The 26106-nt window shown below is 63.2% G+C and carries 20 protein-coding genes; 11 read left to right on the top strand and 9 right to left on the bottom strand.

What is annotated here, in order from left to right:
- The first annotated feature begins 6 nt into the window (after positions 1-6).
- Both JOY50_RS01335 and JOY50_RS01330 read left to right on the top strand, forming a co-directional pair.
- Positions 7-492 carry an SRPBCC family protein gene (locus JOY50_RS01335; protein WP_019471043.1) on the top strand — a complete coding sequence of 162 codons (486 nt, stop codon included), beginning with the start codon at positions 7-9 and terminating at the stop codon, positions 490-492.
- Positions 492-1730 (top strand): RNA polymerase sigma factor, encoded by a 1239-nt coding sequence (locus tag JOY50_RS01330; RefSeq protein ID WP_132846830.1) that lies wholly within the window; start codon positions 492-494, stop codon positions 1728-1730. Before JOY50_RS01335 ends, JOY50_RS01330 begins: the two co-directional genes overlap by 1 nt.
- A 126-nt stretch (positions 1731-1856) precedes the next feature.
- On the opposite strand, the gene JOY50_RS01325 is transcribed toward JOY50_RS01330, so the two are convergent.
- Together JOY50_RS01325 and JOY50_RS01320 are read right to left on the bottom strand one after the other, a co-directional pair.
- Positions 1857-2327 carry a MaoC family dehydratase gene (locus JOY50_RS01325; protein ID WP_016488563.1) on the bottom strand — a complete coding sequence of 157 codons (471 nt, stop codon included), beginning with the start codon at positions 2325-2327 and terminating at the stop codon, positions 1857-1859.
- Positions 2328-2361: 34 nt separating this feature from the next.
- Positions 2362-3306, bottom strand: a complete 945-nt coding sequence (locus JOY50_RS01320) for an alpha/beta hydrolase (RefSeq protein WP_132846831.1) — start codon at positions 3304-3306, stop codon at positions 2362-2364.
- Between the two features lie 218 nt (positions 3307-3524).
- On the opposite strand from JOY50_RS01320, the gene fadD2 reads away from it, so the two are divergent.
- Together fadD2 and fadD1 are read left to right on the top strand one after the other, a co-directional pair.
- Positions 3525-5213, top strand: coding sequence for a long-chain-fatty-acid--CoA ligase FadD2 (gene fadD2 / locus JOY50_RS01315; RefSeq protein ID WP_019471046.1), 1689 nt, complete (start codon positions 3525-3527; stop codon positions 5211-5213).
- 295 nt (positions 5214-5508) lie between these two features.
- Positions 5509-7206, top strand: a complete 1698-nt coding sequence (fadD1, locus tag JOY50_RS01310) for a long-chain-fatty-acid--CoA ligase FadD1 (protein ID WP_132846832.1) — start codon at positions 5509-5511, stop codon at positions 7204-7206.
- Between the two features lie 159 nt (positions 7207-7365).
- On the opposite strand, the gene JOY50_RS01305 is transcribed toward fadD1, so the two are convergent.
- Both JOY50_RS01305 and JOY50_RS01300 read right to left on the bottom strand, forming a co-directional pair.
- Positions 7366-8673, bottom strand: a complete 1308-nt coding sequence (locus JOY50_RS01305; protein ID WP_132846833.1) for an FAD-binding oxidoreductase — start codon at positions 8671-8673, stop codon at positions 7366-7368.
- A 24-nt stretch (positions 8674-8697) separates the two neighbouring features.
- Positions 8698-10062, bottom strand: coding sequence for a glutamine synthetase family protein (locus tag JOY50_RS01300; RefSeq protein ID WP_019473634.1), 1365 nt, complete (start codon positions 10060-10062; stop codon positions 8698-8700).
- A gap of 535 nt (positions 10063-10597) precedes the next feature.
- Here JOY50_RS01300 and hrpA point away from each other — a divergent pair.
- Together hrpA and JOY50_RS01290 are read left to right on the top strand one after the other, a co-directional pair.
- On the top strand, positions 10598-14503 hold the full coding sequence (hrpA, locus tag JOY50_RS01295) for an ATP-dependent RNA helicase HrpA (protein ID WP_132846834.1): 3906 nt from the start codon (positions 10598-10600) through the stop codon (positions 14501-14503).
- 175 nt (positions 14504-14678) lie between these two features.
- The gene (locus JOY50_RS01290) at positions 14679-15800 is read left to right on the top strand and encodes a beta-ketoacyl-ACP synthase III (RefSeq protein WP_132846835.1); all 1122 of its coding nucleotides are present in this window, start codon (positions 14679-14681) and stop codon (positions 15798-15800) included.
- 128 nt (positions 15801-15928) lie between these two features.
- Here the strand turns inward: JOY50_RS01290 and JOY50_RS01285 are convergent, their stop codons facing one another.
- Positions 15929-17173, bottom strand: coding sequence for a putative porin (locus JOY50_RS01285; RefSeq protein ID WP_132846836.1), 1245 nt, complete (start codon positions 17171-17173; stop codon positions 15929-15931).
- Positions 17174-17435: 262 nt separating this feature from the next.
- On the opposite strand from JOY50_RS01285, the gene JOY50_RS01280 reads away from it, so the two are divergent.
- Complete coding sequence (locus JOY50_RS01280; protein WP_132846837.1) at positions 17436-18563, top strand: GNAT family N-acetyltransferase; 1128 nt, start codon at positions 17436-17438, stop codon at positions 18561-18563.
- Between the two features lie 125 nt (positions 18564-18688).
- Here JOY50_RS01280 and JOY50_RS01275 read toward each other — a convergent pair whose 3' ends face one another.
- The 4 genes from JOY50_RS01275 to JOY50_RS01260 all read right to left on the bottom strand — a co-directional run bounded on the left by JOY50_RS01275 (position 18689) and on the right by JOY50_RS01260 (position 22885).
- The gene (locus tag JOY50_RS01275) at positions 18689-20521 is read right to left on the bottom strand and encodes an ABC transporter ATP-binding protein (RefSeq protein WP_132846838.1); all 1833 of its coding nucleotides are present in this window, start codon (positions 20519-20521) and stop codon (positions 18689-18691) included.
- A 63-nt stretch (positions 20522-20584) separates the two neighbouring features.
- On the bottom strand, positions 20585-21142 hold the full coding sequence (locus JOY50_RS01270; protein WP_132846839.1) for a peptidylprolyl isomerase: 558 nt from the start codon (positions 21140-21142) through the stop codon (positions 20585-20587).
- Positions 21136-21948 carry an alpha/beta fold hydrolase gene (locus JOY50_RS01265; RefSeq protein WP_016498437.1) on the bottom strand — a complete coding sequence of 271 codons (813 nt, stop codon included), beginning with the start codon at positions 21946-21948 and terminating at the stop codon, positions 21136-21138. Before JOY50_RS01265 ends, JOY50_RS01270 begins: the two co-directional genes overlap by 7 nt.
- 13 nt (positions 21949-21961) lie before the next feature.
- A complete protein-coding gene (locus JOY50_RS01260) occupies positions 21962-22885 on the bottom strand; it encodes a LysR family transcriptional regulator (protein ID WP_016498438.1) in 924 nt (307 codons plus the stop codon).
- Positions 22886-22933: 48 nt separating this feature from the next.
- Between JOY50_RS01260 and JOY50_RS01255 the strand changes: the two genes are divergently transcribed.
- The 4 genes from JOY50_RS01255 (at position 22934) to JOY50_RS01240 (ending at position 26053) form a co-directional block, all read left to right on the top strand.
- On the top strand, positions 22934-23248 hold the full coding sequence (locus JOY50_RS01255) for a hypothetical protein (RefSeq protein ID WP_012051530.1): 315 nt from the start codon (positions 22934-22936) through the stop codon (positions 23246-23248).
- 109 nt (positions 23249-23357) lie between these two features.
- Positions 23358-23957, top strand: a complete 600-nt coding sequence (locus JOY50_RS01250) for an FMN-dependent NADH-azoreductase (RefSeq protein ID WP_132846840.1) — start codon at positions 23358-23360, stop codon at positions 23955-23957.
- Positions 23958-24240: 283 nt separating this feature from the next.
- Entirely contained in the window at positions 24241-25116 is an 876-nt protein-coding gene (locus tag JOY50_RS01245) for a carboxylate/amino acid/amine transporter (protein WP_138737179.1), read from the top strand.
- A gap of 1 nt (position 25117) precedes the next feature.
- Positions 25118-26053, top strand: coding sequence for an AEC family transporter (locus tag JOY50_RS01240; RefSeq protein WP_132846841.1), 936 nt, complete (start codon positions 25118-25120; stop codon positions 26051-26053).
- The last annotated feature ends 53 nt before the right edge of the window (positions 26054-26106 follow it).

The following is a 26106-nucleotide window of genomic DNA, read 5'->3' as shown; positions in this document are numbered from 1 at the left end:
ATCAGCATGAGCCTTGCACACCCCACGCAAGCGCAACACGAGTTGTCTATCAGCCGCCTGATCGACGCACCACCGGCCAAGCTGTTTCGCGCCTGGACCGAGCCCCGGTGGCTGATGCAGTGGTGGGGGCCGCATGGCATGACCACCCCGGAGTGCGAGATGCAGTTGTGGGTCGGGGGGGTATTCCGCACCCTGATGCGCGCGCCAGATGGTAGCGAATACCCGACCCAAGGCGTGTTTCTGGACATTGCCGCGCCGCGTCGGCTGGTGTTCACCGATGCATTCGGCCCCGGTTGGGTGCCGTCGGACAAGGCCTTCATGACCGCTGTGATCAGCTTTGACGAGGAGCAGGGCAAAACCCGCTACACCGCCCGCGCCTGGCACTGGAATGCTGCCGACTGCCGTGCCCATGAAGAAATGGGCTTCTATCAGGGCTGGGGAGAAAGCCTGGACCGCCTGGTGGAGGTGGTGACCCAACGGATGCCCGACTGATGACAGCACTGGCGCAGGTGCGCGCCGAAGTCGAGGCGGTGTATCGGCGGGAGTCGCGGCGCATCCTGGCGACGTTGATCCGCCTGCTGGGTGATTTCGACCTGGCCGAGGAGGCCATGCATGACGCGTTCTTCATCGCCGTCGAGCGCTGGCAGCGCGAGGGCATCCCCGATAACCCCCGGGCGTGGCTGGTTTCCACCGGGCGCTTCAAGGCTATTGATGCGTTGCGACGACGCGCCCGTTTCGACCGCTCCCAGGCGGAACTGAGCATGCTGCTCGATGGCCAGGCGCAGGACCCCAGCGAAGAAGAGCTGCTGGCGGACGACCGCCTGCGGCTGATTTTCACCTGTTGCCACCCGGCGCTGTCCGCCGATGCCCAGGTGCCGCTGACCCTGCGCGCAGTCTGCGACCTGACCACCGAGCAGATCGCCCGCGCCTTCCTGCAAAGCCCGGCCACCATCGCCCAGCGCATCGTGCGCGCCAAAGCCAAGATCCGCGATGCCGGCATCCCGTACCAGGTACCAGAGCTGGGTGAACTGCCCGAGCGCCTGGAGAGCGTGTTACGGGTGATCTACCTGGTGTTCAACGAAGGCTATTCGGCGTCATCGGGCGAGTCACTGCTGCAGCAGGAGCTGAGCGATGAAGCCATTCGCCTGGCGCGGCTGCTGGTGCAATTGCTGCCGGACGCAGAGGCGATCGGCCTGCTGGCCTTGATGCTGCTGCAGGCGTCCCGGCAGCAGGCGCGAACCGATGCCCAAGGCAACCTGGTGCTGCTGGAACAGCAGGACCGCAGCCTGTGGGACCGGCAACGCATTGACGAGGGCTGCGAGCTGGTGCGCGTGGCCCTGCAAAGCCGGGCGTTCGGTGCCTATACGGTGCAGGCGGCGATTGCCGCGGTGCACGCTGAAGCGGCAACGGCAGAAGAGACGGACTGGGCGGAAATCGTCGGGCTGTATGATGTGTTGCAGCGGCATTGGCCGTCAGCGGTGGTGGAACTGAACCGGGCGGTGGCGCTGGCGAAGCGCGATGGGCCGGCGGTTGGCTTGCGGGAAGTCGAAGGCATTCTGGCGCGCGGTGAACTGCTGGACTATCACCTGGCGCACGCGGCGCGGGCCGAGCTGCACTACCAGTTGGGGCAGGTGGAGGAGGCGCGTGCGGCGTGGCGGCAGGCGCTGGCGCTGACCCGGCAGGCGCCGGAGCGGCGGCATATCGAACAGCGGTTACAGGCGCTTGAATGAGAGTAGCGGTGCCGGCCCTATCGCCGGCAAGCCAGCTCCCCCAGGACCACCACAATGTGCAGGCCTATGATGATCCTGTGGGAGCTGGCTTGCCGGCGATAGGGCCGGAACTGGCTTATTCAGTTTTCAGCTAGCCACGAAATTCGGCGGCGACACCAGCTCGACTGTCTGCTGCTTGCGCGGCGCCAGGATCTCGGCCTCACCCTGCACCACCAGCTCATCGTTCTGGTTGTACACATTGGTGGCGATGCGCACCTTGAACTTGGGCAACTTCTCGAGAATTTCCAGGCGCACGGTCAGGGTGTCGCCAATTTTTACCGGTTTCTGGAAGCTCATCTGCTGGCCCAGGTAGATGGTGCCAGGGCCAGGCAGGGTGCAGGCCACTGCGGCACTGATCAGCGCACCGCTGAACATGCCATGGGCAATACGCTCGCGGAACATGCTCTTGGCGGCGAACTCGGCATCCAGGTGAACCGGGTTGTGGTCACCGGACATCGCAGCGAACAGCTGGATGTCGCGTTCTTCAACGGACTTCTTGTACTCGGCCGTCTGGCCAACTTCGAGGGCTTCGTAAGGCGTGTTGGTGACCTGGGACATCGGTGCTTCCTTAAGCGTTGGGCGAGGGCGGCGATCATTCACTACGCACGGGGCGGCCAAGGGCCAGCGCCTGTTCAAGCCAGCCGAGAATATCGGCGGTGACCTCGTCACGGTTGGTTTCGTTGAGTACTTCATGCCGCGCCTCAGGATAGACGCGCAGCTGTACATGTCGATTGCCGGTCGCACGCAGGGCGTCGGCCAGATGGGTGAGACGCTTGCCGGCACTGACCGGATCACATTCACCACCGATCACCAGTATGGGCAGGTTCGGATCGATCTGCGCGAGGTTACCCGGCTGGCTGATCTGCGCCAAGCCTTGCAGCAGGTCGAGCCACAGCTGGTTGCTGCAGCGAAAGCCGCACAACGGGTCGTTGACATACAAGTCGACCTCGGCCGGGTCGCGGCTGAGCCAGTCGAACGCCGTGCGGTTGGGTTTGAAGGCTTTGTTGAACGAACCGAACGACAACCATTCGATCAGCGCACTCTTGCCTTGCGGCCCCTGGCGCCAGCCCTCCAGGCGGGCAATCAGCCGCGCCACGCGGTACAGCGCCGCCGGTTGGTAGTTGGAACCACTCAGAATCGCCCCGTGCAGGCTGGCGCTGTGGTGCAGCAGGTAGGCCTGGGCAATGTAGCTGCCCATGCTGTGGCCGAACAGAAACAGCGGTGTACCCGGGAACTGCTGGCCGATGTGCTGGGCCAGCAGCCCAAGGTCGTTGACTACGGCATTCCAGCCATGATGGCGGGCGAACAGGCCGAGGCTGCCCAGTTCGGCGGTGCGCCCGTGTCCGCGCTGGTCGGCAGCGAACAGGGCAAAGCCGGCCTCGCTCAGGGCATGCCCCAGGCGCTTGTAGCGCCCGGCATGCTCGGCCATCCCATGGGCCAGCAGCACCACGGCTTTTACCGGTGTGGCCGGCAGCCATTGGTGCACGTACAGGCTGCAGTGCTCGCTGGCGGGAAGCCAGAAGGCGTCGTGGGGCATGGCGGGTCCTTGTGCGCACAGGTACCCGAACAGTGTATGCACAACCGGGCGGATTGCAGGAAGGGCACAAATAAGATTCACAATGTTAATGGCGGCACTTGGCGTATATGCCGTCCTGGGCTTACCTGCTAACGTCGGATCAACGCCTTTTCGCCAGCAGGCGATCAGGTAAAGGACTAAAGGACGCAGTGCAGGTCCAGGCAGAGGAACAATAATAAATGCAAGCCGACTTCTGGAATGACAAGCGCCCGGCGGGCGTACCTTCCACCATCGACATCAATGCCTACACCTCGGTCGTCGAGGTGTTCGAGCGCTCCTGCAAGCGCTTTGCCGACCGCCCGGCGTTCAGCAACCTGGGCGTGACCCTGAACTACGCGGAGCTGGAGCGCCATTCGGCAGCCTTTGCCGCCTGGTTGCAGCAGCACACCGACCTCAAGCCGGGCGACCGCATCGCGGTGCAGATGCCCAACGTGCTGCAATACCCGATCGCTGTCTTCGGTGCCATGCGTGCCGGCCTGATCGTGGTCAACACCAACCCGCTGTACACCGAGCGCGAAATGCGCCACCAGTTCAAGGACAGTGGCGCACGCGCGCTGGTGTACCTGAACATGTTCGGCAAGCGTGTGCAGGAGGTGCTGCCCGACACCGGCATCGAGTACCTGATCGAGGCGAAAATGGGCGACCTGTTGCCTGCCGCCAAGGGCTGGCTGATCAACACGGTGGTCGACAAGCTGAAGAAGATGGTGCCAGCTTACCGGTTGCCCCAGGCGATATCGTTCAAGCAGGTGCTGCGCCTGGGCCGCGAGCAGTCGCCCAAACCGGTGCCGTTGAGCCTGGACGATATTGCCGTGCTGCAGTACACCGGCGGCACCACCGGCCTGGCCAAGGGCGCCATGCTCACCCATGCCAACCTGGTGGCCAACATGTTGCAGGTGCTGGCCTGCTTCTCGCAGCACGGCCCCGACGGGCAGAAGCTGCTCAAGGACGGCCAGGAGGTGATGATCGCGCCGCTGCCGCTGTACCACATCTATGCCTTTACCGCGAACTGCATGTGCATGATGGTCACCGGCAACCACAACGTCCTGATCACCAACCCACGTGACATCCCCGGCTTCATCAAGGAGTTGGGCAAGTGGCGTTTCTCGGCGTTGTTGGGGCTGAACACCCTGTTTGTCGCGCTGATGGACCACCCCGGCTTCCGCCAACTGGATTTCTCGGCGCTGAAGGTCACTAACTCCGGCGGTACGGCGTTGGTCAAGGCCACTGCCGAACGCTGGGAAGCCCTGACCGGCTGCCGCATTGTCGAAGGCTACGGCCTGACAGAAACCTCGCCGGTGGCCAGCACCAACCCCTATGGTCAGCTGGCGCGCCTGGGCACCGTGGGCATCCCGGTGGCGGGTACCGCGTTCAAGGTTATCGACGATGACGGCAACGAATTGCCGCTGGGCGAGCGGGGCGAGCTGTGCATCAAGGGGCCGCAGGTGATGAAGGGTTACTGGCAGCAGCCTGAGGCCACTGCTCAAGCACTGGATGCGGACGGCTGGTTCAAGACCGGGGATATCGCGGTGATCGACCCGGACGGCTTCACCCGCATCGTCGACCGCAAGAAGGACATGATCATCGTCTCGGGCTTCAACGTGTACCCCAACGAGATCGAGGACGTGGTGATGGGCCACCCCAAGGTTGCCAACTGTGCGGCTATCGGCGTGCCGGACGAGCGCTCAGGCGAGGCGGTGAAGCTGTTCGTGGTGCCGCGCGAGGGCGGGTTGAGCGTGGAAGAGCTGAAGGCCTACTGCAAAGCCAACTTCACCGGTTACAAAGTACCCAAGCACATCGTGCTGCGCGAGTCGTTGCCGATGACGCCGGTGGGCAAGATCCTGCGGCGGGAGCTGCGCGACATAGCGTGATACCGAAATGGCATTCGCGGGCTTGCCCGCGAATGCTTTAAAAACCGCTCTAAAATGATGATTACAGCCTGATCTGCGACATTTTGGTTAAAAACTCTAAAAATGACCTGTATTGTTCATTGAGTCATTTTTGTGACTGCAAGGCCTGTTTTGGCCTCTAGGCGACCCCAGGCAAAGCTGTTACTCTCGGCCCGCTTTCAGACGATCCGGTTTGCAACGAACCGCCGTCTCATATCAATAATAAGCGCATCGACGCGCCAATCGAACTTCGCTGTTGCTGAAGGAGTGGGCTTCCATGATCGAAAATTTTTGGAAGGATAAGTACCCAGCCGGGGTTACGGCGGAAATCAATCCTGACGAATTCCCCAATATCCAGGCAGTACTCAAGCAATCCTGCCAACGCTTTGCCGACAAACCGGCCTTTAGCAACCTGGGCAAGACTATCACTTATGGCGAGCTGTATGCGCTGTCGGGGGCGTTTGCCGCCTGGCTGCAGCAGCATACCGACCTCAAGCCGGGTGACCGCATTGCCGTGCAACTGCCCAATGTCCTGCAATACCCGGTCGCGGTCTTCGGCGCCATGCGTGCCGGGCTGATCGTGGTCAACACCAACCCGCTGTATACCGCGCGGGAGATGGAACACCAGTTCAACGACTCCGGCGCCAAGGCCCTGGTGTGCCTGGCCAACATGGCCCACCTGGCCGAAAAGGTGGTACCCAAGACCCAGGTCAAGCACGTCATCGTCACCGAAGTGGCCGACCTGCTGCCGCCGCTCAAGCGCCTGCTGATCAACAGCGTGATCAAGTACGTGAAGAAGATGGTGCCGGCCTACAGCCTGCCGCAGGCGGTGCGCTTCAACGACGCCCTGGCCCTGGGCAAGGGCCAGCCAGTGACCGAGGCCAACCCGCAGGCCAACGACGTGGCTGTGCTGCAGTACACCGGCGGCACCACCGGCGTGGCCAAGGGCGCCATGCTGACCCACCGCAACCTGGTGGCCAACATGCTGCAATGCCGGGCGCTGATGGGCGCTAACCTGCACGAAGGCTGCGAAATTCTCATCACCCCGCTGCCGCTGTACCATATCTACGCCTTTACCTTCCATTGCATGGCGATGATGCTGATCGGCAACCACAACGTGCTGATCAGCAACCCGCGTGACCTGCCGGCCATGGTCAAGGAACTGGGCAAGTGGAAGTTCAGCGGCTTTGTCGGCCTCAACACCCTGTTCGTTGCCCTGTGCAACAACGAGGCGTTCCGTGCCTTGGACTTCTCGGCGCTGAAAATCACCCTGTCGGGCGGCATGGCCCTGCAACTGAGCGTGGCAGAGCGCTGGAAGGCCGTTACTGGTTGCGCCATCTGCGAAGGCTACGGCATGACCGAAACCAGCCCGGTGGCGGCGGTGAACCCGGCAGAAGCCAACCAGGTGGGTACCATTGGTATTCCGGTGCCGTCGACCTTGTGCAAGATCATCGATGACGCCGGCAACGAGCTACCGTTGGGCGAAGTGGGCGAGTTGTGCGTCAAGGGCCCGCAGGTGATGAAGGGCTACTGGCAGCGCGAAGATGCCACCGCCGAGATCCTCGACAGCGAAGGCTGGCTGAAGACCGGTGATATCGCCCTGATCCAGGCCGACGGTTACATGCGCATCGTCGACCGCAAGAAGGACATGATCCTGGTCTCGGGCTTCAACGTTTACCCCAACGAGCTGGAAGACGTGCTGGCGGCCTTGCCGGGCGTGCTGCAGTGCGCAGCCATTGGTGTGCCGGACGAGAAGTCGGGTGAAGTGATCAAGGTGTTCATCGTGGTCAAACCGGGCATGACCGTGACCAAGGAGCAGGTGATGGAGCACATGCGTGCCAACGTTACCGGCTACAAGGTGCCACGCCTGATCGAGTTCCGCGATACGCTGCCGACCACCAACGTGGGCAAGATCCTGCGCCGCGAGCTGCGCGATGAAGAGCTCAAGAAGCAAGGCTTGAAGAAGATCGCCTGACGCCCCGCCAGCGCGGTCCCTGTAGGAGCAGCCTTGTGCTGCGAAAGGGGCCGCAAAGCGGCCCCAACAATTTCAGCATTGCGGCTGAGAACCTGGGGCCGCTTTGCGGCCCGATCGCGACACAAGGCCGCTCCTACAGAGGTTGCACCGCTTTCAGGCTCAGCGCAGTTTTTCCAGCATCTGGTAGTACCACATCCCCGCCGCCAGCAGCGGGTTGCCCAGCAAATCCCCCATCGGCACCCGCACATGCTTGCACTGGGCAAAGGTGTCGAACTTCTCCAGCGTCCCGGTCAGTGCCTCGGCCATGATCTCGCCCATGATGTGGCTGGTGGCAATGCCGTGCCCCGAATAACCCTGGCAGTACCACACGTTGTCCGACAGCCTGCCCAGCTGAGGGATGCGGTTGACCACGATGCCCATGGCGCAGCTCCACTGGAACTCGATCGGCACGCCTTTCAATGCCGGGAAGGTGCGCTCGATGCACGGGCGCAGTTCACTTTCGATATCCCGTGAGTCACGGCCGGAATAGTTGGCACCACCGCCGAACAGCAGGCGCTTGTCGGCGGTCAGGCGGTAATAGTCGAGCACGAAGCGGCAGTCGTACACCGCCAGGTCCTGCGGGTTGATCTGCTCGGCCAGCTCGCCCAGCGGCGCGGTGGTGACGATGCCGCCCATGGCCGGGAAGATCTTGCCCTTGAGCTGGCGCTTTTCCAGTTTGTGATACACATCGCCGGCCAGCATCACCTGGCGCGCCTCTACCCGGCCGTGGGCGGTGACCACCGCCGGGCGCGGGCCGTGGACGATGTCCAGCACCTCGGAGTTCTCGAAGATAAGCGCACCCAGGCTGTGGGCAGCGCGGGCCTCACCCACGCACAGGTTGAGCGGGTGCAGGTGCAGGTTGCGCAGGTTCTTCAACGCACCCAGGTACAGCGGGCTTTGCAGGTGTCCGGCCACTGCCGCGCGGTCCAGCAGTTGCACCTGCTCGCCCATGCCCCGGCGCTGGGCCTCGGCCTCGAAGGCACGCAGCTCGTCCATGTGCGAGGGCTTCATCGCCGCATGCAGGTGGCCGTGCTTGAGGTCGCAGTCGATGCCATAGCGCGCCACGCGCTGTTCGATCACCTGGTGCCCGCGCCAGCGCAGGTGCCAGATGAAATCGTCGACGTCGGCGCCCAGGTGGTTGCGCATCTGCGTGCGCATGGCCTCGTCGCCCGACAGGCTGCCGGTGACCTGGCCGCCATTGCGCCCGCTGGCGCCCCAGCCGATGCGGTTGGTTTCGACGATGGCCACCTTCAGGCCACGTTCGGCCAGCTCCACCGCCGTGGCGACGCCGGTGAAGCCGCCGCCGATGATGGCCACATCCACCTGCACCGTGCCCTTGAGCTGCGGGTACTCGGTGTGGTCGTTGAGGGAGGCGCTGTAGTAGGACGGCGCACGCTGCGCCGGGCCTTTGTTGAATGCTGCGTTCATGGGTGTTCCTTGTTATGTAGGGGCTCAGGCCTGGTGCAGGTACCAGCGCCAGTCCTGCTCGCTGACTTCGGCCATGAACTGGCGGTACTCGGCGCGTTTGACCTTCAGGTACACGCCAAGGAAGTCTTCGCCCAATGCTTCGCGGGCCCAATGGGAATGTTGCAGGGCGTCGAGGGCAGTCAGCCAATCGGTAGGCAGGTGTTCGGTGGCCTGGGCATAGCCGTTGCCTTCCACCGGTGCGCCCGGGTCCAGCTGCTCGCGGATGCCCCTGTGGCTGGCGGCGAGAATCGCCGCTGCAGCCAGGTACGGGTTGGCGTCGGCGCCGCAAATGCGGTGTTCCACATGCCGGCTGTTGGCCGGGCCGCCTGGCACGCGCAGGCTCACGGTGCGGTTGTCCACGCCCCAGGTCGGTGCCAGCGGCGCATAGCTGTTGGCCTGGAAGCGGCGGAACGAGTTGGCGTTGGGGCAAAACAGCAGCAGCGAATCGCGCAGGTGGCGCAGCATACCGGCCACGGCCTGGCGCAGCAGCGGGGTACCGGCTTTGTCTTCACTGGCGAACAGGTTGTTGCCAGCGCTGTCGGCCAGGCTCAGGTGCATGTGCATGCCGGTGCCGGCCAGGTTGGCAAACGGCTTGGCCATGAAACAGGCCTGCATGCCGTGGGCGTGGGCCACGCCTTTCACCAGCCGCTTATAGCGCACGGCCTGGTCCATCGCCTGCAGCGCATCGCCGTGCTCCAGGGTGATTTCCACCTGGCCTGGGGCGTATTCCGAAATGGCGGTACGCGCCGGAATGCCTTGGGCCTTGCAGGCAGCATAAAGGTCGGCGAGGAACGGTTCGATCTGCTCCAGTTCGCGCAGGCCATAGACCTGGGTTGTGCGCGGGCGGCCGCCATCGTTGTCCAGCGCCGGTTGCGGGCGGCCCTGGGCGTCGCGTTGCTGGTCGAGCAGGTAAAACTCCAGCTCGCAGGCCATCACCGGGTGGTAGCCGTCGGCTTTCAGCGCTTCGATGGTGCGCAGCAACACATGACGCGGGTCGGCGACGCTGGCCGGCAGGCCCTCGCTCGGGTGCATGCTGACCTGCACTGCAGCCGTTGGCACGCGGCGCCACGGCAAGCGCACCAGGCTGCCTTCAAGCGGGTAGGCCCGGCAGTCGATGTCGCCCACGTCCCACACCAGGCCCGAGTTTTCCACGTCGTCGCCGTTCAGGGTCAGGCCGAGGATGGTGCTGGGCAGCGGCCGGCCGGTCTGGTACACGGCCAGCAGTTCTTCGCGATGCAGCAGCTTGCCGCGCGGTACGCCGTTGGCGTCGAGGATGAACAGTTCGAACAGCTCGATATCGGGGTTGTCGGCCAGGAAACGGGTAGCCTGCTCTACGGGTGCAAAGTGCATGATTGATTCGCTCGCGTGCGCACAGGGCCACCGCACAAGCAGGCGGCCCAGTTGAGTCAAACGGCCAGACGCCGGCCGTGTTTGGTCACAATGGCGTGAGCGAGGTGTCCGGTGGGCGCGCGTGGCGGCAGTGCCACAGGGCCCAGAAGGCGAGGATGATGTGAACCAGCGGATTTTCCCCGGCACGGCTCCGGGCCTTCGGGAGCGAAGGGCGAGAGGACGGTGGCGCGATGGGCTGGACGGGAGTCATGCCTTTGATACTCACATGCGGCGTAAGGTTGATTAAAGCAGTGAATGGCAACCTTTACATCGCACCGGGCTAAACATTCAGGCTGCCTGTGCCGGCCCTATCGCCGGCAAGCCAGCTCCTACAGGGATCACCACAGGCCTGAGGGTTGTGCAGTACTTGTGGGAGCTGGCTTGCCGGCGATAAGGCCGGCACAGGCAGCAGAAAGCCGGCAAATCTGCGACAATCGCGCATCCTTCGAATGCCGATCATGAAAAAGCAGGCTCACCTGCATCACTAAAAAGCCCCATGACTGACCACGCCATCGACAAACTGCTGCAAAACCTCGACCACGCCATGATTGCCGACCGCCATCGCCTGCGCCGGCAGCTGCACGAACTGCGCAAGCGCCCCGACGAGGCGAAGCTGGCGCAGTGGGTGGAAAAGGTCCAGGCCTCCTGCGCCCAGGTCACCGCGCGCCAGCAGAGCGTGCCGACCGTGCGCTACGACGACAACCTGCCGATCGCCGCCAAGCGTGATGAAATCAAGAAGGCCCTGGCCGAAAACCAGGTGCTGGTGATCGCCGGCGAAACCGGTTCGGGCAAGACCACCCAGCTGCCGAAAATCTGCCTGGAGCTGGGCCGTGGCAGCCATGGCCTGATCGCCCACACCCAGCCGCGCCGGATCGCCGCGCGCAGCGTGGCGGCGCGGGTCGCCGAGGAGCTGGGCACGCCGCTGGGCGGGCTGGTCGGCTACCAGGTGCGTTTCGAAGACCAGAGCGATTCCAACACCTTGGTCAAGCTGATGACCGACGGCATCCTGCTGGCCGAAACCCAGCACGACCGCCTGCTGGAGCGCTACGACACCATCATTGTCGACGAAGCCCACGAGCGCAGCCTGAACATCGACTTCCTGCTCGGCTACCTGAAGACCCTGCTGCATCGCCGGCCAGACCTGAAGCTGATCATCACCTCGGCGACCATCGACCTGGAGCGCTTCTCCAAGCACTTCGATAACGCGCCAATCATCGAGGTGTCCGGGCGCACCTTCCCGGTAGAAACCTGGTACCGCCCGCTGACCAGCGAGCAGGACGAGGAAGGCAACCAGATCGAAGACGACCTCACCGTCGACCAGGCCATCCTCGCCACCTTGGATGAGCTGGCGCACCATGAGCGCAGTGAGGGCAAGGGCCCGGGCGATGTGCTGATCTTTTTGCCGGGCGAGCGGGAAATCCGCGATGCCGCCGAGATCCTGCGCAAGGCGCAACTGCGCCACACCGAGATTTTGCCGTTGTACGCGCGCCTGTCGCCGGCCGAGCAGCAGCGCATCTTCCAGCCACACACCGGGCGCCGCGTGGTGCTGGCCACCAACGTTGCCGAAACCTCGCTGACCGTGCCTGGCATTCGCTATGTGATCGACACCGGCACCGCGCGCATCAGCCGCTACAGCTACCGCGCCAAGGTGCAGCGCCTGCCCATCGAGGCAGTGTCGCAAGCCAGTGCCAACCAGCGCAAAGGCCGCTGCGGCCGGGTCGAGCCCGGCATCTGCGTACGCCTGTACAGCGAAGAAGATTTCAACAGCCGGCCCGCGTTCACCGACCCGGAGATCCTGCGCACCAACCTGGCGGCGGTGATCCTGCAGATGCTGCACCTGCGCCTTGGCGCGATCGATGCCTTCCCGTTCATCGAGCCGCCGGACGGCAAGGCCATCAGCGATGGCTTCAACCTGTTGCAAGAGCTGTCGGCGGTCAACCGCGAGAACCAGCTGACCCCGATCGGGCGCCAGCTGGCGCGCCTGCCGGTCGACCCACGGCTGGGTCGCATGCTGCTCGAAGGCGCACGCCTGGGCAGCTTGCAGGAAGTGCTGATCGTCACCAGTGCGCTGTCGGTGCAGGACCCGCGCGAACGCCCGCCAGAGCGCCAACAGGCCGCCGACCAGGCCCACGCACAGTGGAAGGACGTGGACTCCGACTTCGCCGCGTTGGTCAACCTGTGGCGTGGTTTCGAAGAGCAGCGCCAGGCGCTGACGGCCAACCCGCTGCGCAACTGGTGCCGCAAGAATTTCCTTAACTACCTGCGCCTGCGTGAATGGCGCGATGCCCACCGCCAGCTGGCACTCATCTGCCGTGAGCTGCAGTTGACGGTGAACAAGGAACCGTCCGACTACCTGAAGATGCACAAGGCCATCCTCAGTGGCCTGCTTAGCCAGATCGGCCAGAAGACCGAAGATGGCGACTACCAGGGTGCCCGCCAACGGCGCTTCTGGGTACACCCGTCGTCGGGCCTGGGGCGCAAGCGCCCGCAGTGGGTAATGGCCGCCGAACTGGTCGAGACCACCAAGCTGTATGCGCGCATGGTCGCCAAGATCGAGCCGGACTGGATCGAGCCGCTGGCCGGCCACCTGGTCAAGAAGAACCACTTTGAACCGCACTGGGAGAAGAAGCGCGGGCAGGTGGTGGCCTATGAGCAGATCACCCTGTACGGGCTGATTCTGGTTGGCCGCCGCCCGGTGCATTACGGCCCGATCGACCCGGTTACCTCGCGCGAGCTGTTTATCCGCGAAGGTCTGGTGGGGGGTGAAATCCAGTCGCGGGCCAAGTGCCTGACGGCCAACAAACGCCTGCTTGAGGAACTTGACGAGCTGGAGGCCAAGGCCCGCCGGCGCGACATTCTGGCCGACGAAGAAACGCTGTACGCCTTCTACGAAGCGCGCCTGCCGGCAGAAATTCACCAGACCGCGACCTTCGACAGCTGGTACCGCATGGGCAGCCAGAAAGACGCCAACCTGCTGATCATGCGCGAGGAAGACGTGCTGGCCCGCGAGGCCAGCGAAGTGACGGCAGCGCAGTACCCCGACAGCATGCAGGTGGGCGAGCTGCGCCTGCCGCTGAGCTACCACTTCGAGCCCGGTCACCCGCGTGACGGCGTGACCGTGCGGGTGCCGGCACCGCTGTTGCCAAGCCTGCCCGGCGAGCGCCTGGAATGGCTGGTGCCAGGCCTGCTGGAGGCCAAGTGCGTGGCGCTGGTGCGCAACCTGCCCAAGGCCCTGCGCAAGAACTTCGTGCCGGTGCCGGACTTCGTCAAGGCCTCGCTGGCGCGCATGACGTTCGGCCAGGGGGCGCTGCCGCAGGCTCTGGGCCAGGAGCTGTTGCGCATGACCGGTGCGCGGGTGTCCGATGAGGCCTGGGAAGAATCGGTCAAACTGGTTGAAGGCCACCTGCGGATGAACATCGAGGTGGTCGATGGCCAAGGCAAGTTCCTTGGCGAAGGCCGCGACCTGGCCGAGCTGACTGCACGCTTTGCCGCTGCCAGCCAAGCAGCACTGGCGGTGCCGCGTGATGCCAAAAGCGAACAACCGGTGCAGGCCAAAGCTTTCAGCGAAGTGAAACAGACCGCCCAGCAGAAGATTGCAGGGCTGTCGATGACCGTGTACCCGGCGCTGGTCGAGGACAACGGCACCGTGCGCGAAGGGCGCTTCTCGACCCAGGCCGAAGCCGAGTTCCAGCACCGCCGCGCGTTGCAACGGCTGTTGCTGCAGCAACTGGCCGAGCCGGCCAAGTTCCTGCGCGGCAAGCTGCCGGGGCTGACCGAGCTGGGCCTGCTGTACCGTGAAATGGGGCGGGTCGAGGCGCTGGTCGAAGACATTCTGCTGGCCAGCCTGGACAGCTGCATCCTCGAAGGCGAACAACCACTGCCTCGTGATGGCGCGGCCCTGGCCGGGCTGGCTGAGCGCAAGCGCGGCAGCTGGGCGGAGCATGCCGAGCGCCTGGCGCGCCTGACGTTGGAGGTGCTGAAACTCTGGCATGGCCTGCAGAAGCGCTTCAAGGGCAAGATCGACCTGAGCCAGGCGGTGGCGCTGAACGACATCAAGCAGCAGCTGGGTAACCTGGTGTACCCGGGCTTTGTGCGCGAAACGCCCGCGGCTTGGTTCAAGGAGCTGCCACGCTACCTCAAGGCGGTGGAACTGCGCCTTGAGAAGCTGGGTTCGCAAGTGCAGAAGGACAGGGTCTGGTCCGGCGAGCTGGCCAACCTGTGGGCGCAGTACAAGGCCCGTGCCGACAAGCATGCCCAGGAGGGCAAGCGTGATGAGCAACTGGCTTTGTACCGTTGGTGGCTGGAGGAATATCGGGTGTCGTTGTTTGCCCAGCAGTTAGGGACCAAGGTGCCGATTTCCGACAAGCGATTGAGCAAACAGTGGAGTCAGGTGGAAGGCTAAACTTCCACAGTTGTGGCAATATTGATGCAATTTGGGGCCGCCTTGCGGCCCTTCGCGGGCACGCCCGCTCCCACAGGGGTGAGCGTACGCGCCTAAATTGGTACTAAAGTGCCATTAATCTGTCATATTTCCAGCCAGCGCCCCGTGGCGATGGCCTTTGACCAGAGGAACGACCGTGCATAACGTCGTGATCAGCGGCACCGGCCTGTACACCCCGGCCCAGAGCATTTCCAACGAAGAACTGGTGACCTCCTTCAACGCCTGGTCGCAGCAGTTCAACCAGGACAACGCCGCCGCCATCGAGCGCGGTGAAGTCGAAGCGGCGCCGTTGTCCGACGCGGCGTTCATCGAAAAGGCCTCGGGCATCAAGAGCCGCTTCGTCATGGACAAGGCCGGCATCCTCGACCCCCAGCGCATGAAACCACGCTTGCCAGAGCGGTCCAACGACGAACCGTCGGTGCTCTGCGAAATGGCCGTGGCTGCTGCCCGCCAGGCCCTGGAGCGCGCCGGCCGCACGGCTGCGGATGTCGACGGGGTAATCGTCGCCTGCTCCAACTTGCAGCGCCCGTACCCGGCGATTGCCATCGAAGTGCAGCAGGCGCTGGGCATCCAGGGCTTTGCCTTCGACATGAACGTGGCCTGCTCGTCCGCCACCTTTGGCATCCAGACCGCCGCCAACAGCGTGGCCCTGGGCCAGGCGCGCGCGGTGCTGATGGTCAACCCGGAGGTGTGCACCGGCCACCTGAACTTCCGCGACCGTGACAGCCATTTCATTTTCGGTGATGCCGCCACCGCGGTACTGATCGAGCGTGCCGACCAGGCCACCTCGGCGCACCAGTTCGACATCGTCAGCAGCAAGCTGTGGACCGAGTTCTCCAACAACATCCGCAACAACTTCGGCTTCCTCAACCGTGCGGCGGAAGAGGGCGAAGGCGCAGCGGACAAGCTGTTCATCCAGGAAGGCCGCAAGGTGTTCCGCGAGGTGTGCCCGAAAGTGGCCGAGCTGATCGGTGAGCACCTGCAGGAAAACGGCCTGCAACCGAGCGATGTGAAGCGCTTCTGGCTGCACCAGGCGAACCTCAGCATGAACCACCTGATCGTCAAGAAGCTGCTGGGGCGTGAAGTGGCCGAGGAAGATGCACCGGTCATTCTCGACCGCTATGCCAACACCAGTTCGGCGGGTTCGGTGATTGCCTTCCACCTGTACCAAGATGACCTGGCCAAGGGCTCGCTGGGCGTGTTGAGCTCGTTTGGTGCGGGGTATTCGATTGGTAGCGTGATCTTGCGCAAGCGCTGATTGCCTGGTCTGATCCGAGATAGCCGGGGCCGCTTTGCGGCCCCCTACAATTTCACAGGCAAAAAAAGCGGGAAACGCCGGATGGGGTCGGCGTTTCCCGCTTCAGCGTGAAGCAGAGAGGTTGCCGCTTAGAACTTGGCTTCCAGGTCCACCTGCAGGGTGTCTACGTCAGCATTGCTGTTCGGCAGCTGCGACAGATCTGTCTTGGCCATCAGGTAGGCAGCACCCAGGGAGAAGTTCTTGTCGATCTCGTAACCGACCTTGAACTTGTGACCACGCGAACCGGTGAAGCCGTTGCCAAAGTCCGAATCGGTGAACAGGCTGACCACCGCGTTACGCTGTACATCGCGGTAGTTGTAGTCCAGGCTCCAGGCTCCCACCTTGGTTTTCAAACCAGCCAGCCAGGCTTGATCTTCGCCATCGGTGCTCTCGGTATTCTTCACGTACTGACCATACGCCGACAATGGAATGGCCAAGCCGGTGAAATCGATCTGGCCAAAGCCTTCCACCAGATTGAACTCGTTGGTGGTGTTGCCGAACGACTGCAGGATGGCTGCTTCCTTGTCGTTGTCGTAACCATAGATGCTGGCACCCACGGTGAGCTTGAGCACGTCAGCCGGGGCGAACTTGGCGCCCAACTGGCCGTGGTAAACCTGCGCATCGTGCTTGTACTGGACACCATCACCATCGACGTTGTCTTTCAGGGTGTACTGACCGGCGCTGGCAAAGACTTCGGCTGCGCCCAGGTCAGCCTTGTAAGTGGCAGCCACACCTTCCGGGTTGATGTCGCTATCCCAGATGATGTCGCCCATGCTTACCCAAGGCTGTGGCATCTTGCCGCCAATCAGGTGCAGGTTAGGGACTGCAGTAGGGTGCCAGTCGAGGTAGGCGAGGTCGACCCACAGGGACTTCTTGTCAAAGTAGTTGTCGAGGCTCTGGTTGGTCGAGCGCCGGTCGGCGCTGCTGCCGGTGGCTATACGAACGCCGGCGTCGACCTGCGGGTTGATCTCGCTGTAGAAGCCGACACGGGCACGCACTCGCTGGCGGTCCTGGTTGCCGCTGCTGCTGTTCGGGTCATCGACGTTGACGTCTTCGTAACGCAGGCGCACGTCACCCTTGATCTGGGTCTTGGCGGCCCATGCCACTTTTTGTTCAAACGAGCTCATGCGTTCGGACTGAGCTTTCTGGTCGGCCTTTTCCTTGGTTTCTTTTGCCAGGTCGCCCTGCAGTTCGTTGTACTGCGCCTGGTTGATCGAGCCGTTGGCGCGGAGCATTTCGAGCAGCTTGGCGTCGACAGCAGCACTGGCCGGGGCGCTCAGAGCCAGCATCATGCCGGTGAGGCTCACTCCGGTAAGTGTAGAAACAAGACGCATAAGGTTCTCCCTACTGAAAAAAATGGGGGAGGCTCAAGCGCCTGCCCCTGCGTTGGCATGTCTTCGGAAAGGGCCTGAATAGACAGGTTCTGGGGTTCCGGAAAACAGGCGCAAGTATTGCGGGGGCCAATGACAGATTAATGTCTAATTAGTGGCACTGCTGTTAAGTAATTGAGAATAAAAGGATCAGCCCGGCGTTCGTCATTTGAGTGCCGGGCCATCCTTGGAGATACTGAGGGCCTTCAGATAGCGAGCCGAAACCGTGACCAGCCTGTATAGCCTTGCCCATTTGCGTGATCTTCCGGCGGCCACCTGGGATGCCCTGGTGCCGGCCGGCCAACCGTTCCTGCGCCATGCCTTCCTCAGCGCGATGGAAGACAGCGGTAGCGTGCAGCGAAACACCGGCTGGGCCGCCGAGCACCTGGTGCTGGAGCGTGACGGGCAGGTGCGGGCACTGTTGCCGGCGTACCGCAAGTGGCATTCGTTTGGCGAGTATGTGTTCGATCATGGCTGGGCCGATGCCTGTGAGCGGGCCGGCATTGCCTACTACCCAAAGCTGCTCGGCGCCGTGCCGTTCAGCCCGGTCAGCGGCCCACGCCTGCTGGCGGCCGACCCGGCTGACGGTTTATTGATGCTGCAGGCCCTGCCGGAGTATCTGGGCAAGGGTGGGCTTTCCGGTGCGCACATCAACTTCACCGACCCGGCGCTGGACGCGCAGTTGGCGGGCATGCCAGGGTGGATGGAGCGCCTGGGCTGCCAGTTTCACTGGCAAAACCGGGGATACCGCGACTTCCAGGATTTTCTCGACAGCCTGAGCTCTCGCAAGCGCAAGCAGATGCGCAAGGAGCGTGAGCAGGTGGCAGGGCAGGGCATCGAATTCCGGTGGTACCGCGGTGATGAACTGGACGAGGCACAGTGGGATTTCGTCTTTTTGTGTTATGCCAACACCTATGCGGTGCGCCGACGCGCGCCTTACCTGACGCGCGAGTTTTTCAGCCTGCTGGCCGAACGCATGCCCGAGGCGCTGCGTGTGGTGATGGCCCGTCAGGGTGGGCGCGATGTGGCAATGGCCTTGAGCCTGGTGGGGGGCGACAGCCTGTTTGGCCGCTACTGGGGGTGCCTGGATGAATTCGACCGGCTGCATTTCGAAACGTGTTTTTACCAGGGCATGGACTTTGCCATTGCCGAGGGTTACCAGCGTTTCGATGCCGGGGCGCAGGGCGAGCACAAGCTGATACGCGGGTTTGAACCGGTGTTGACGCGGTCCTGGCATTACCTGCTGCACCCGGGGTTGCGGCGGGCGGTGGAGGATTTTCTGCTGCAGGAGCGGGAAGGGGTCAAGGGGTATGCCGAGGAGGCGCGGGGGATGTTGCCTTACCGCCGGGACTGAGGGTTTTGTATTGTTTGTAATGGCCCTATCGCCGGCAAGCCAGCTCCCACAAGTACTCCACAGACTTCAAGGCCTGTGGTAATTCTGTAGGAGCTGGCTTGCCGGCGATAGGGCCGGTCCAGGAGTCAGTCGACCCCGACAAAGCCCCCGGTCTGGTGGTGCCACAACCGGGCATACAACCCTTGTTGCTCCAGCAACTGCGCATGGCTGCCACTTTCGACAATCCGGCCCTTGTCCAACACCACCAGCCGGTCCATCCGTGCAATGGTCGATAGCCGGTGGGCAATGGCGATCACCGTCTTGCCCTGCATCAGCGTCTCCAGGCTTTCCTGGATGGCGGCCTCCACCTCCGAGTCCAGCGCCGAAGTGGCTTCGTCCATGATCAGGATCGGTGCATTCTTCAACAGCACCCGGGCGATGGCGATGCGCTGGCGCTGGCCGCCCGACAACTTGACCCCACGCTCACCCACATGGGCATCGAAGCCGGTGCGCCCCTGGGCGTCCGACAGTTGCGGGATGAACTCGTCGGCGCGGGCGCGGCGAACCGCCTCGTGCAACTCCGCCTCGCTGGCATCGGGGCGGCCGTACAGCAGGTTGTCGCGGATCGAGCGGTGCAGCAACGAGGTGTCCTGGGTGATCATGCCGATCTGTGCGCGCAGGCTGGCCTGGCTGACTTCGGCAATGTTCTGGCCATCGATGAGGATGCGCCCGCCCTGCACGTCATACAGGCGCAGCAGCAGGTTGACCAAGGTCGACTTGCCCGCCCCGGACGGGCCGATCAGGCCGATTTTCTCGCCCGGGCGAATGTTCAGGTCGAGCCCTTCGATCACATTGGCAGCCTTGCCATAGTGGAAGTCGACATCATCGAAATGCACCGCGCCGCGGCTGACCTTGAGCGCCGGCGCGTTGGGCTGATCGGTGACGGTAACCGGCTGGGCAATGGTCTGCAGGCCGTCCTGGACCATGCCGATGTTCTCGAAGATGCCGTTGACCACCCACATGATCCAGCCCGACATGTTGACGATGCGGATCACCAGGCCGGTGGCCAGGGCGATGGCGCCGACGGTGATCAGCGACTGGCTCCACAGCCACAGCGCCAGGCCCGTGGTGGCGACCACCAGCAGGCCGTTGAGGGTGGTGATGACCACGTCCATGCTGGTGATCACCCGCGAGGCCAGCTGGGTTTTCTCGGTTTGCTCGCGGATCGCTTCACGTGCGTACTGCTGCTCGTACTCGGTGTGGGCGAACAGCTTCAGCGTCGCGATGTTGGTGTAGCCGTCGACGATACGCCCCATCAGCTTGGAGCGGGCGTCGGAGGAGATCACCGAGCGTTCCTTTACCCGTGGCACGAAGTAGAACAGCGCGGCGATGTAGCCGGCGATCCAGACCAGCAGCGGCAGCATCAGGCGCCAATCGGCTTCTGCAAAAAGCACCAGCGAGGTGATCGCATAGATCAGCACATGCCATAACGCGTCCACCGCCTGCACGGCGGAATCACGTAGCGAGTTGCCGGTCTGCATGATGCGCTGGGCAATGCGCCCGGCGAAGTCGCTCTGGAAGAAATTCAGGCTCTGCTTGAGCACGTAAGTGTGGTTTTGCCAGCGGATCAGGCTGGTCATGCCGGGGTTGATGGTCTGGTGCACCAGCAGGTCGTGCAGGCCGAAAAACAACGGCCGCAGCAACAGGATCACCACCAGCATCCAGATCAGTTCACCGCTGTGCTCGCTGAAGAAGCTGGCATTCGGCGTGCCCTGGGCCAGGTCGATGATGCGGCTGAGGTAGCTGAACATCGCCACCTCGATCAGCGAGGCGAACAGGCCGACCACCAGCAGGGCGAGGAAGCTGGGCCAGACCTGGCGCAGGTAATACAGGTAGAACGGCCACACGGTGGTGGGTGGCGATTCACTGGGTGCTTCGCGAAAGATATCGATCAGCTGTTCAAAACGACGGTACAGCATGGGTAACGACACTCCTGTTTCATCCGGCCCTCAGGCGGTTGCACATCCTTGTGCAGCCTGCGGTCAGTCGATGCGTTTGGCCGACTTGATGTAGACCGGGTCGGCCGGTACATCGCGCATGCCTTTTTTGATGGTGGTTGGCGAGTTGACGATCTGGTCGACCACTTCCATGCCTTTGGTCACCTTGCCGAACACGGCGTACCCGGCGTCGCGCCCCGGGTTGAGGAAATCGTTGTCGGCCACGTTGATGAAGAACTGGCTGGTGGCCGAGTTCGGGTTGGAGGTGCGCGCCATCGACAGTGTGCCGCGGGTGTTCAGCAGGCCATTGCTGGCCTCATTCTTGATCGGGTCGTTGGTGTTCTTCTGCGCCATCTGGTCAGTAAAGCCGCCGCCCTGCACCATGAACCCCGGGATCACCCGGTGGAAAATCGTGTTGTTGTAGAAGCCGCTGTCAACGTACGCCAGAAAATTCTTGGTGCTGAGCGGCGCCTTTTCGGCGTTCAGCTCGATTTCGACCTGGCCGAAGCTTGTGTCGAGCATGACGTGCGGGGTCTTGTCGGAGGCCATGACGCTGGTGGCGAAGGCGACCGAGCAGGCGGTGAGCAGGAGTTTTTTCAGCATGGGCTCAAAGATCCTTGAGAGGTGGAAGCGGCTGCGAGGAACTGCAGCAGGGTCTGGTTGAAGACCTCGGGTTGATCGAGTGGCGTAGCGTGCCGGGAATCGTCGACTACGACCAGCCTGGCGTTGGGCATCAGGGCGACGTAACGCTCTTTCAGTTGTATCGGGGTGTAATCGTGGTCGGCGGCGATCACCAGGGTAGGACAGTGGATCTGCCCGATGCGTTCCTGCACGCCCCAGTCGACGATGGCGTCGAAGCTCTTGAGGTAGGCGCGTTTGTCATTGCGCGCCCAACGCTGGGCCATCTTCTGCCGCAAGTCTGCTTGATGGGGCTTGGGGAACAGGCGCTCGGCCAGGCCCTTGCCGACGGTTTCGACACTGAGCAGGCGCGCCAGGCCCCAGCGCTTGAGCCACCAGGCCCAGTCACTACGGGTGCGGCGCTTGACCTCGGGGGCGCTGTTGACGATGCACAGGCTGCGCAGCCACTGCGGGTGGTCGACAGCGAACTGAAAACCCACCATGCCGCCCATCGACAGGCCCACGAAGTGCACGGGGCCCGTGTGCAGGTGTTCGAGCAGGGCCAGCAGGTCGGCACTGAAGGTGGCGATCTGGTAACCGTCGCGCGGCTTGTCGGAGCGACCGTGGCCGCGGATGTCCATGAGGATCACCCGGTAATGACGGCTGAGCACCGGCACCTGCAACTCCCAGTCCTGGCAGCTGGAGCCCAGCCCGTGCAGCAACACCAAGGGTTCGCCCTGGCCATATTCCTCGTAATGCAGTGCGCATCCTTCGTGTTCGAAATAGGCCATGGGCGCGGTCCTCTCAGGCTTGCGGGGGGGCTGCGAAGGGCACGTCCAGTGGCGCGGTGTCGAAGTTGCGCAGCAGGTCGATGAGAATCTGCGTGGCCGGGCCCAAGGTCTTCTCTTTGCTCGAATAAAGGTAGAACAGTGGGTGGCGGCTGCCACCCTGATCCAGCTGCAGCGGTTTGAGCACGCCTTCAGTCAGCTCGCGCTCGATCATGTGCCGGGGCAGCCAGGCAAAGCCCAGGCCGCTGCTGACGAAGGTGGCGGCGGTGCCCAGGCTGCCGACGGTCCAGCGCTGCTCGGCACCCAGCCAGCCGACGTCGCGTGGCTGCGCGCGGCCGGAGTCGCGGATGACCACCTGTAGCTGGCTTTCCAGGTCCTGGAAGGTGAGTTCCCGGCCCAAGCGGTGCAGGCTGTGCTCAGGGTGGGCGACAGCAACGAACTCCACCGCGCTCAGTTCGGCGCCCAGGTAGCCGCCAATGCTGTAGCTGCTGATGGCCAGGTCGGCGATGCCTTCGTGCATCACTTCTTCTACGCCAGACAATACTTCTTCACGCAGGCGCACCCGGCAGCCGCGGCTTTGCGGCATGAACGCGGCCAGGGCACGTACCAGTCGCGCACTGGGGTAGGCGGCATCGACCACCAGGCGCACCTCGGCTTCCCAGCCTTGTTCCATGTGGTGGGCGAGGTCTTCGAGCTGGCTGGCCTGCTTGACCAGGTGGCGAGAGCGACGCAACAACACGTTGCCCGCCTCGGTGAGCACCGCCTTGCGGCCGTCGATGCGCAGCAGTGGCACGCCCAGTTGCTCCTGCATGCGCGCCACGGTGTAGCTGACCGAGGACTGCGAGCGGTGCAGTGCCTCGGCGGCCTGGGCAAACCCGCCGTGATCGACCACTGCTTGCAGGGTTCGCCACTGGTCAAGGGTTACGCGCGGCGCTTTCATCTTTCGCTCCTGTTGTCCTAAGCTGCGCTCTTTCAAGGAGAGCGGCCCATGAAGAAATGTTGTGCGGCAATACTGATGTGCCTGCCCCTCGGGGCCATGGCTTATCCCATCGATGTGGAGAAGGAACTGACCGGGGTCAAGCTCGACTACACCGCCTATGACACGGCCTACGACATTGGCGCCATTACCCTGAACAACTATGGGCAAGTACCGGCGGCGTGCAAGGTAACCTTCCGCAACGGCCCGGAAGCACCGCGGGTACGCCGGGTGAATGTACCGGCCGGCAAAAGCGTCGATGTCACCGCCAAATTCAATCGGCAGATCATCAAACTGCGGATCGCCTTGAACTGCAGCGCGGAATAAAACTGATTAATCGATTGATTGAACCCACTTTTTACGCTTTTTTATCGATAGGTCAAGCCTTAATCTCACCTCCATCGAATCGCACCCTTTTCGCCGATGGAGGCACCCCATGTCCCGCGTACTGATCATCGAAAGCAGCGCCCGCCAGCAGGATTCCGTTTCCCGTCAGCTGACCCGTGATTTCATTCAGCAATGGCAGGCTGCTCATCCGGCCGATCAGATTACTGTGCGTGACCTGGCCGTAAACCCGGTGCCGCATCTGGACGCCAACCTGCTGGGTGGCTGGATGAAGCCAGAAGAACAGCGCAGCGCCGCCGAACTGGATGCGCTGGCCCGTTCCAACGAATTGACTGATGAATTGCTGGCTGCCGACGTGCTGGTGATGGCTGCGCCCATGTACAACTTCACCATCCCCAGCACCCTCAAGGCCTGGCTGGACCACGTGCTGCGGGCCGGCATCACCTTCAAGTACACCCCCACTGGCCCGCAGGGCCTGCTGACCGGCAAGCGCGCCATCGTCCTGACTGCCCGCGGCGGTATCCATGCCGGCGCCACCAGCGACCATCAGGAACCGTACCTGCGCCAGGTGATGGCTTTCATCGGCATTCACGATGTCGACTTCATCCATGCCGAAGGCCTGAACATGAGCGGCGAGTTCCACGAGAAGGGCGTCAACCAGGCCAAGGCCAAACTGGCGGCGGTGGCCTGAGATTTACTGAATTCCCAACCCTGACACCTGTTTTTGCTCCTTTGGGTGTACCTGCCCGGCCAATGGCCGGGCTTTTTTATGCGTGGAGCCATGAGGGGACCTGAGCCTGCCTCTTCGCGGGCACGCCCGCTCCCACAGGGATATCACAGCACCTGAGACCGGTGGTGTACCTGTGGGAGCGGGCGTGCCCGCGAAGAGGCAGGTACAGCCCCTACATTCCTCATGGTTGAACTCATTTACCGCAACCCGCTAAGGTCGCGGCCTTGATTCATGAGAGGCAACCATGGGCTACCTGATAATCGTCGCGCTGATCCAGGCGTTTTCCTTCAGCCTGATCGGCGAGTACCTGGCCGGGCACGTCGACAGCTACTTCGCCGTGCTCGCACGGGTGCTGCTGGCGGGCCTGGTGTTCCTGCCGCTGACACGCTGGCGCCAGGTCGAACCGCGCTTCATGCGTTCGATGCTGCTGATCGGCGCATTGCAGTACGGCATCACCTACGTCTGCCTGTACCTGAGCTTCCGCGTACTCACGGTGCCAGAGGTGCTGCTGTTCACCATCCTCACGCCGTTGCACGTGACGCTGATCGAAGACGCCATGAACCGGCGTTTCAACCCATGGGCGCTGCTGGCTGCGCTGGTGGCGGTAGCCGGTGCCGCGGTGATCCGCTTCGACAGCATCAGCGGCGAGTTCTTCATCGGCTTCCTGTTGCTGCAACTGGCCAACTTCACCTATGCCGCCGGCCAGGTGCTGTACCGCCATCTGGTCGCGCGCAACCCCAGTGACCTGCCGCACTACGCCCGTTTTGGCTACTTCTACCTGGGGGCCTTGCTGGTGGTGCTGCCGGCCTTCCTGCTGTTCGGCAATACCCAGCACCTGCCGAGTACCGATGTGCAATGGCTGGTGCTGCTGTTCCTAGGCCTGTGCCCGACGGCGCTGGGCCTGTACTGGTGGAACAAGGGTGCGTGCATGGTTTCTGGCGGCACGCTGGCGGTCATGAACAATTTGCATGTGCCGGTGGGGTTGCTGTTGAACCTGCTGATCTGGAACCAGCACGAGCCGCTGGGGCGGCTCTTCATCGGCGGTGCGATCATCCTGGCATCGGTGTGGCTGAGCCGGTTGGGCGCACGTGCGCAGGCGCCGCTGGCCGGCAAGGCCTGACATGCACACCATCTTCGTCATTGTTGCGCCGATCTTCGCCCTGATCCTCGTCGGCTATCTATGCCGCAAGACCAACAAGCTGGGCGACAAGGCTGCCGCCGAAATCAACAAGATGGTGGTCTGGCTGTGCCTGCCGGCGTTGCTGTTCAAGGTAACGGCCACTGCCACCTGGAGCGAGATCTGGCACCCGGGGTTCATCGCGGCCTTTGGCACGGGCGCCCTGGCCATGTTCGTGGTCACGCTGTTGTGGCGCCTGAATAGCGGCCACGGCCTGGTGGCGTCGAGCATCGACGGGCTGAGTGCGGGGTATGCCAACACTGGTTATATAGGCATCCCGTTGTGCCTGCTGCTGTTCGGCCAGGCGGGCTTGCAGCCGGCGCTGATTTCATCGTTGATCGTGGTGTGCCTGGTGTTCGCCATTTCGCTGACGCTGATCGAGGTCGGGCTACAGGAGGAGCGGCATATCGGTCGCGCCGTGGTGGTCGTTGGCAAGGCGTTGGCGAAGAACCCGCTGGTGATTTCGCCGCTGGTGGGGGCGGGGTGGGCCATGAGCGGGTTGGGGCTGGCCGAGCCGGTGCTGCACTTTCTGGACATGCTGGCGCTGGCCACCACGCCGTGCGCCTTGATATCGCTGGGTGCATTCCTGGCAGAAAAGCGCGCGGGTGCGCAAGCCAGCCCTTGGCCATTGGTAGGCTTGAAGCTGGTGGGGCAGCCGGCGCTGACCTGGGTGCTGGCGTACAAGGTGTTCAGCCTGCCGAGCATGTGGGCGGCTTCGGCGGTGCTGCTGGCGGCCCTGCCGACCGGCACCGGGCCGTTCATGCTGGCGGAGTATTACAACCGCGAGGCGGGGCTGATTTCGCGGACGATCCTGTTGTCGACCGTGGCTTCGCTGGTGACCTTGACCGGGCTGTTGTACCTGCTGGGTTACGCGGGGTAGCAGCAGGCCCTATCGCCGGCAAGCCAGCTCCCACAGGATGGCATCACGGCTGA

Origin of the sequence: Pseudomonas sp. BP01 (assembly GCF_022760795.1) — a bacterium.
GTDB lineage: Bacteria > Pseudomonadota > Gammaproteobacteria > Pseudomonadales > Pseudomonadaceae > Aquipseudomonas > Aquipseudomonas putida_Q.
The sequence above is the reverse complement of the archived record's forward strand: the minus strand, read 5'-3'. Positions and strand labels throughout refer to the sequence as shown.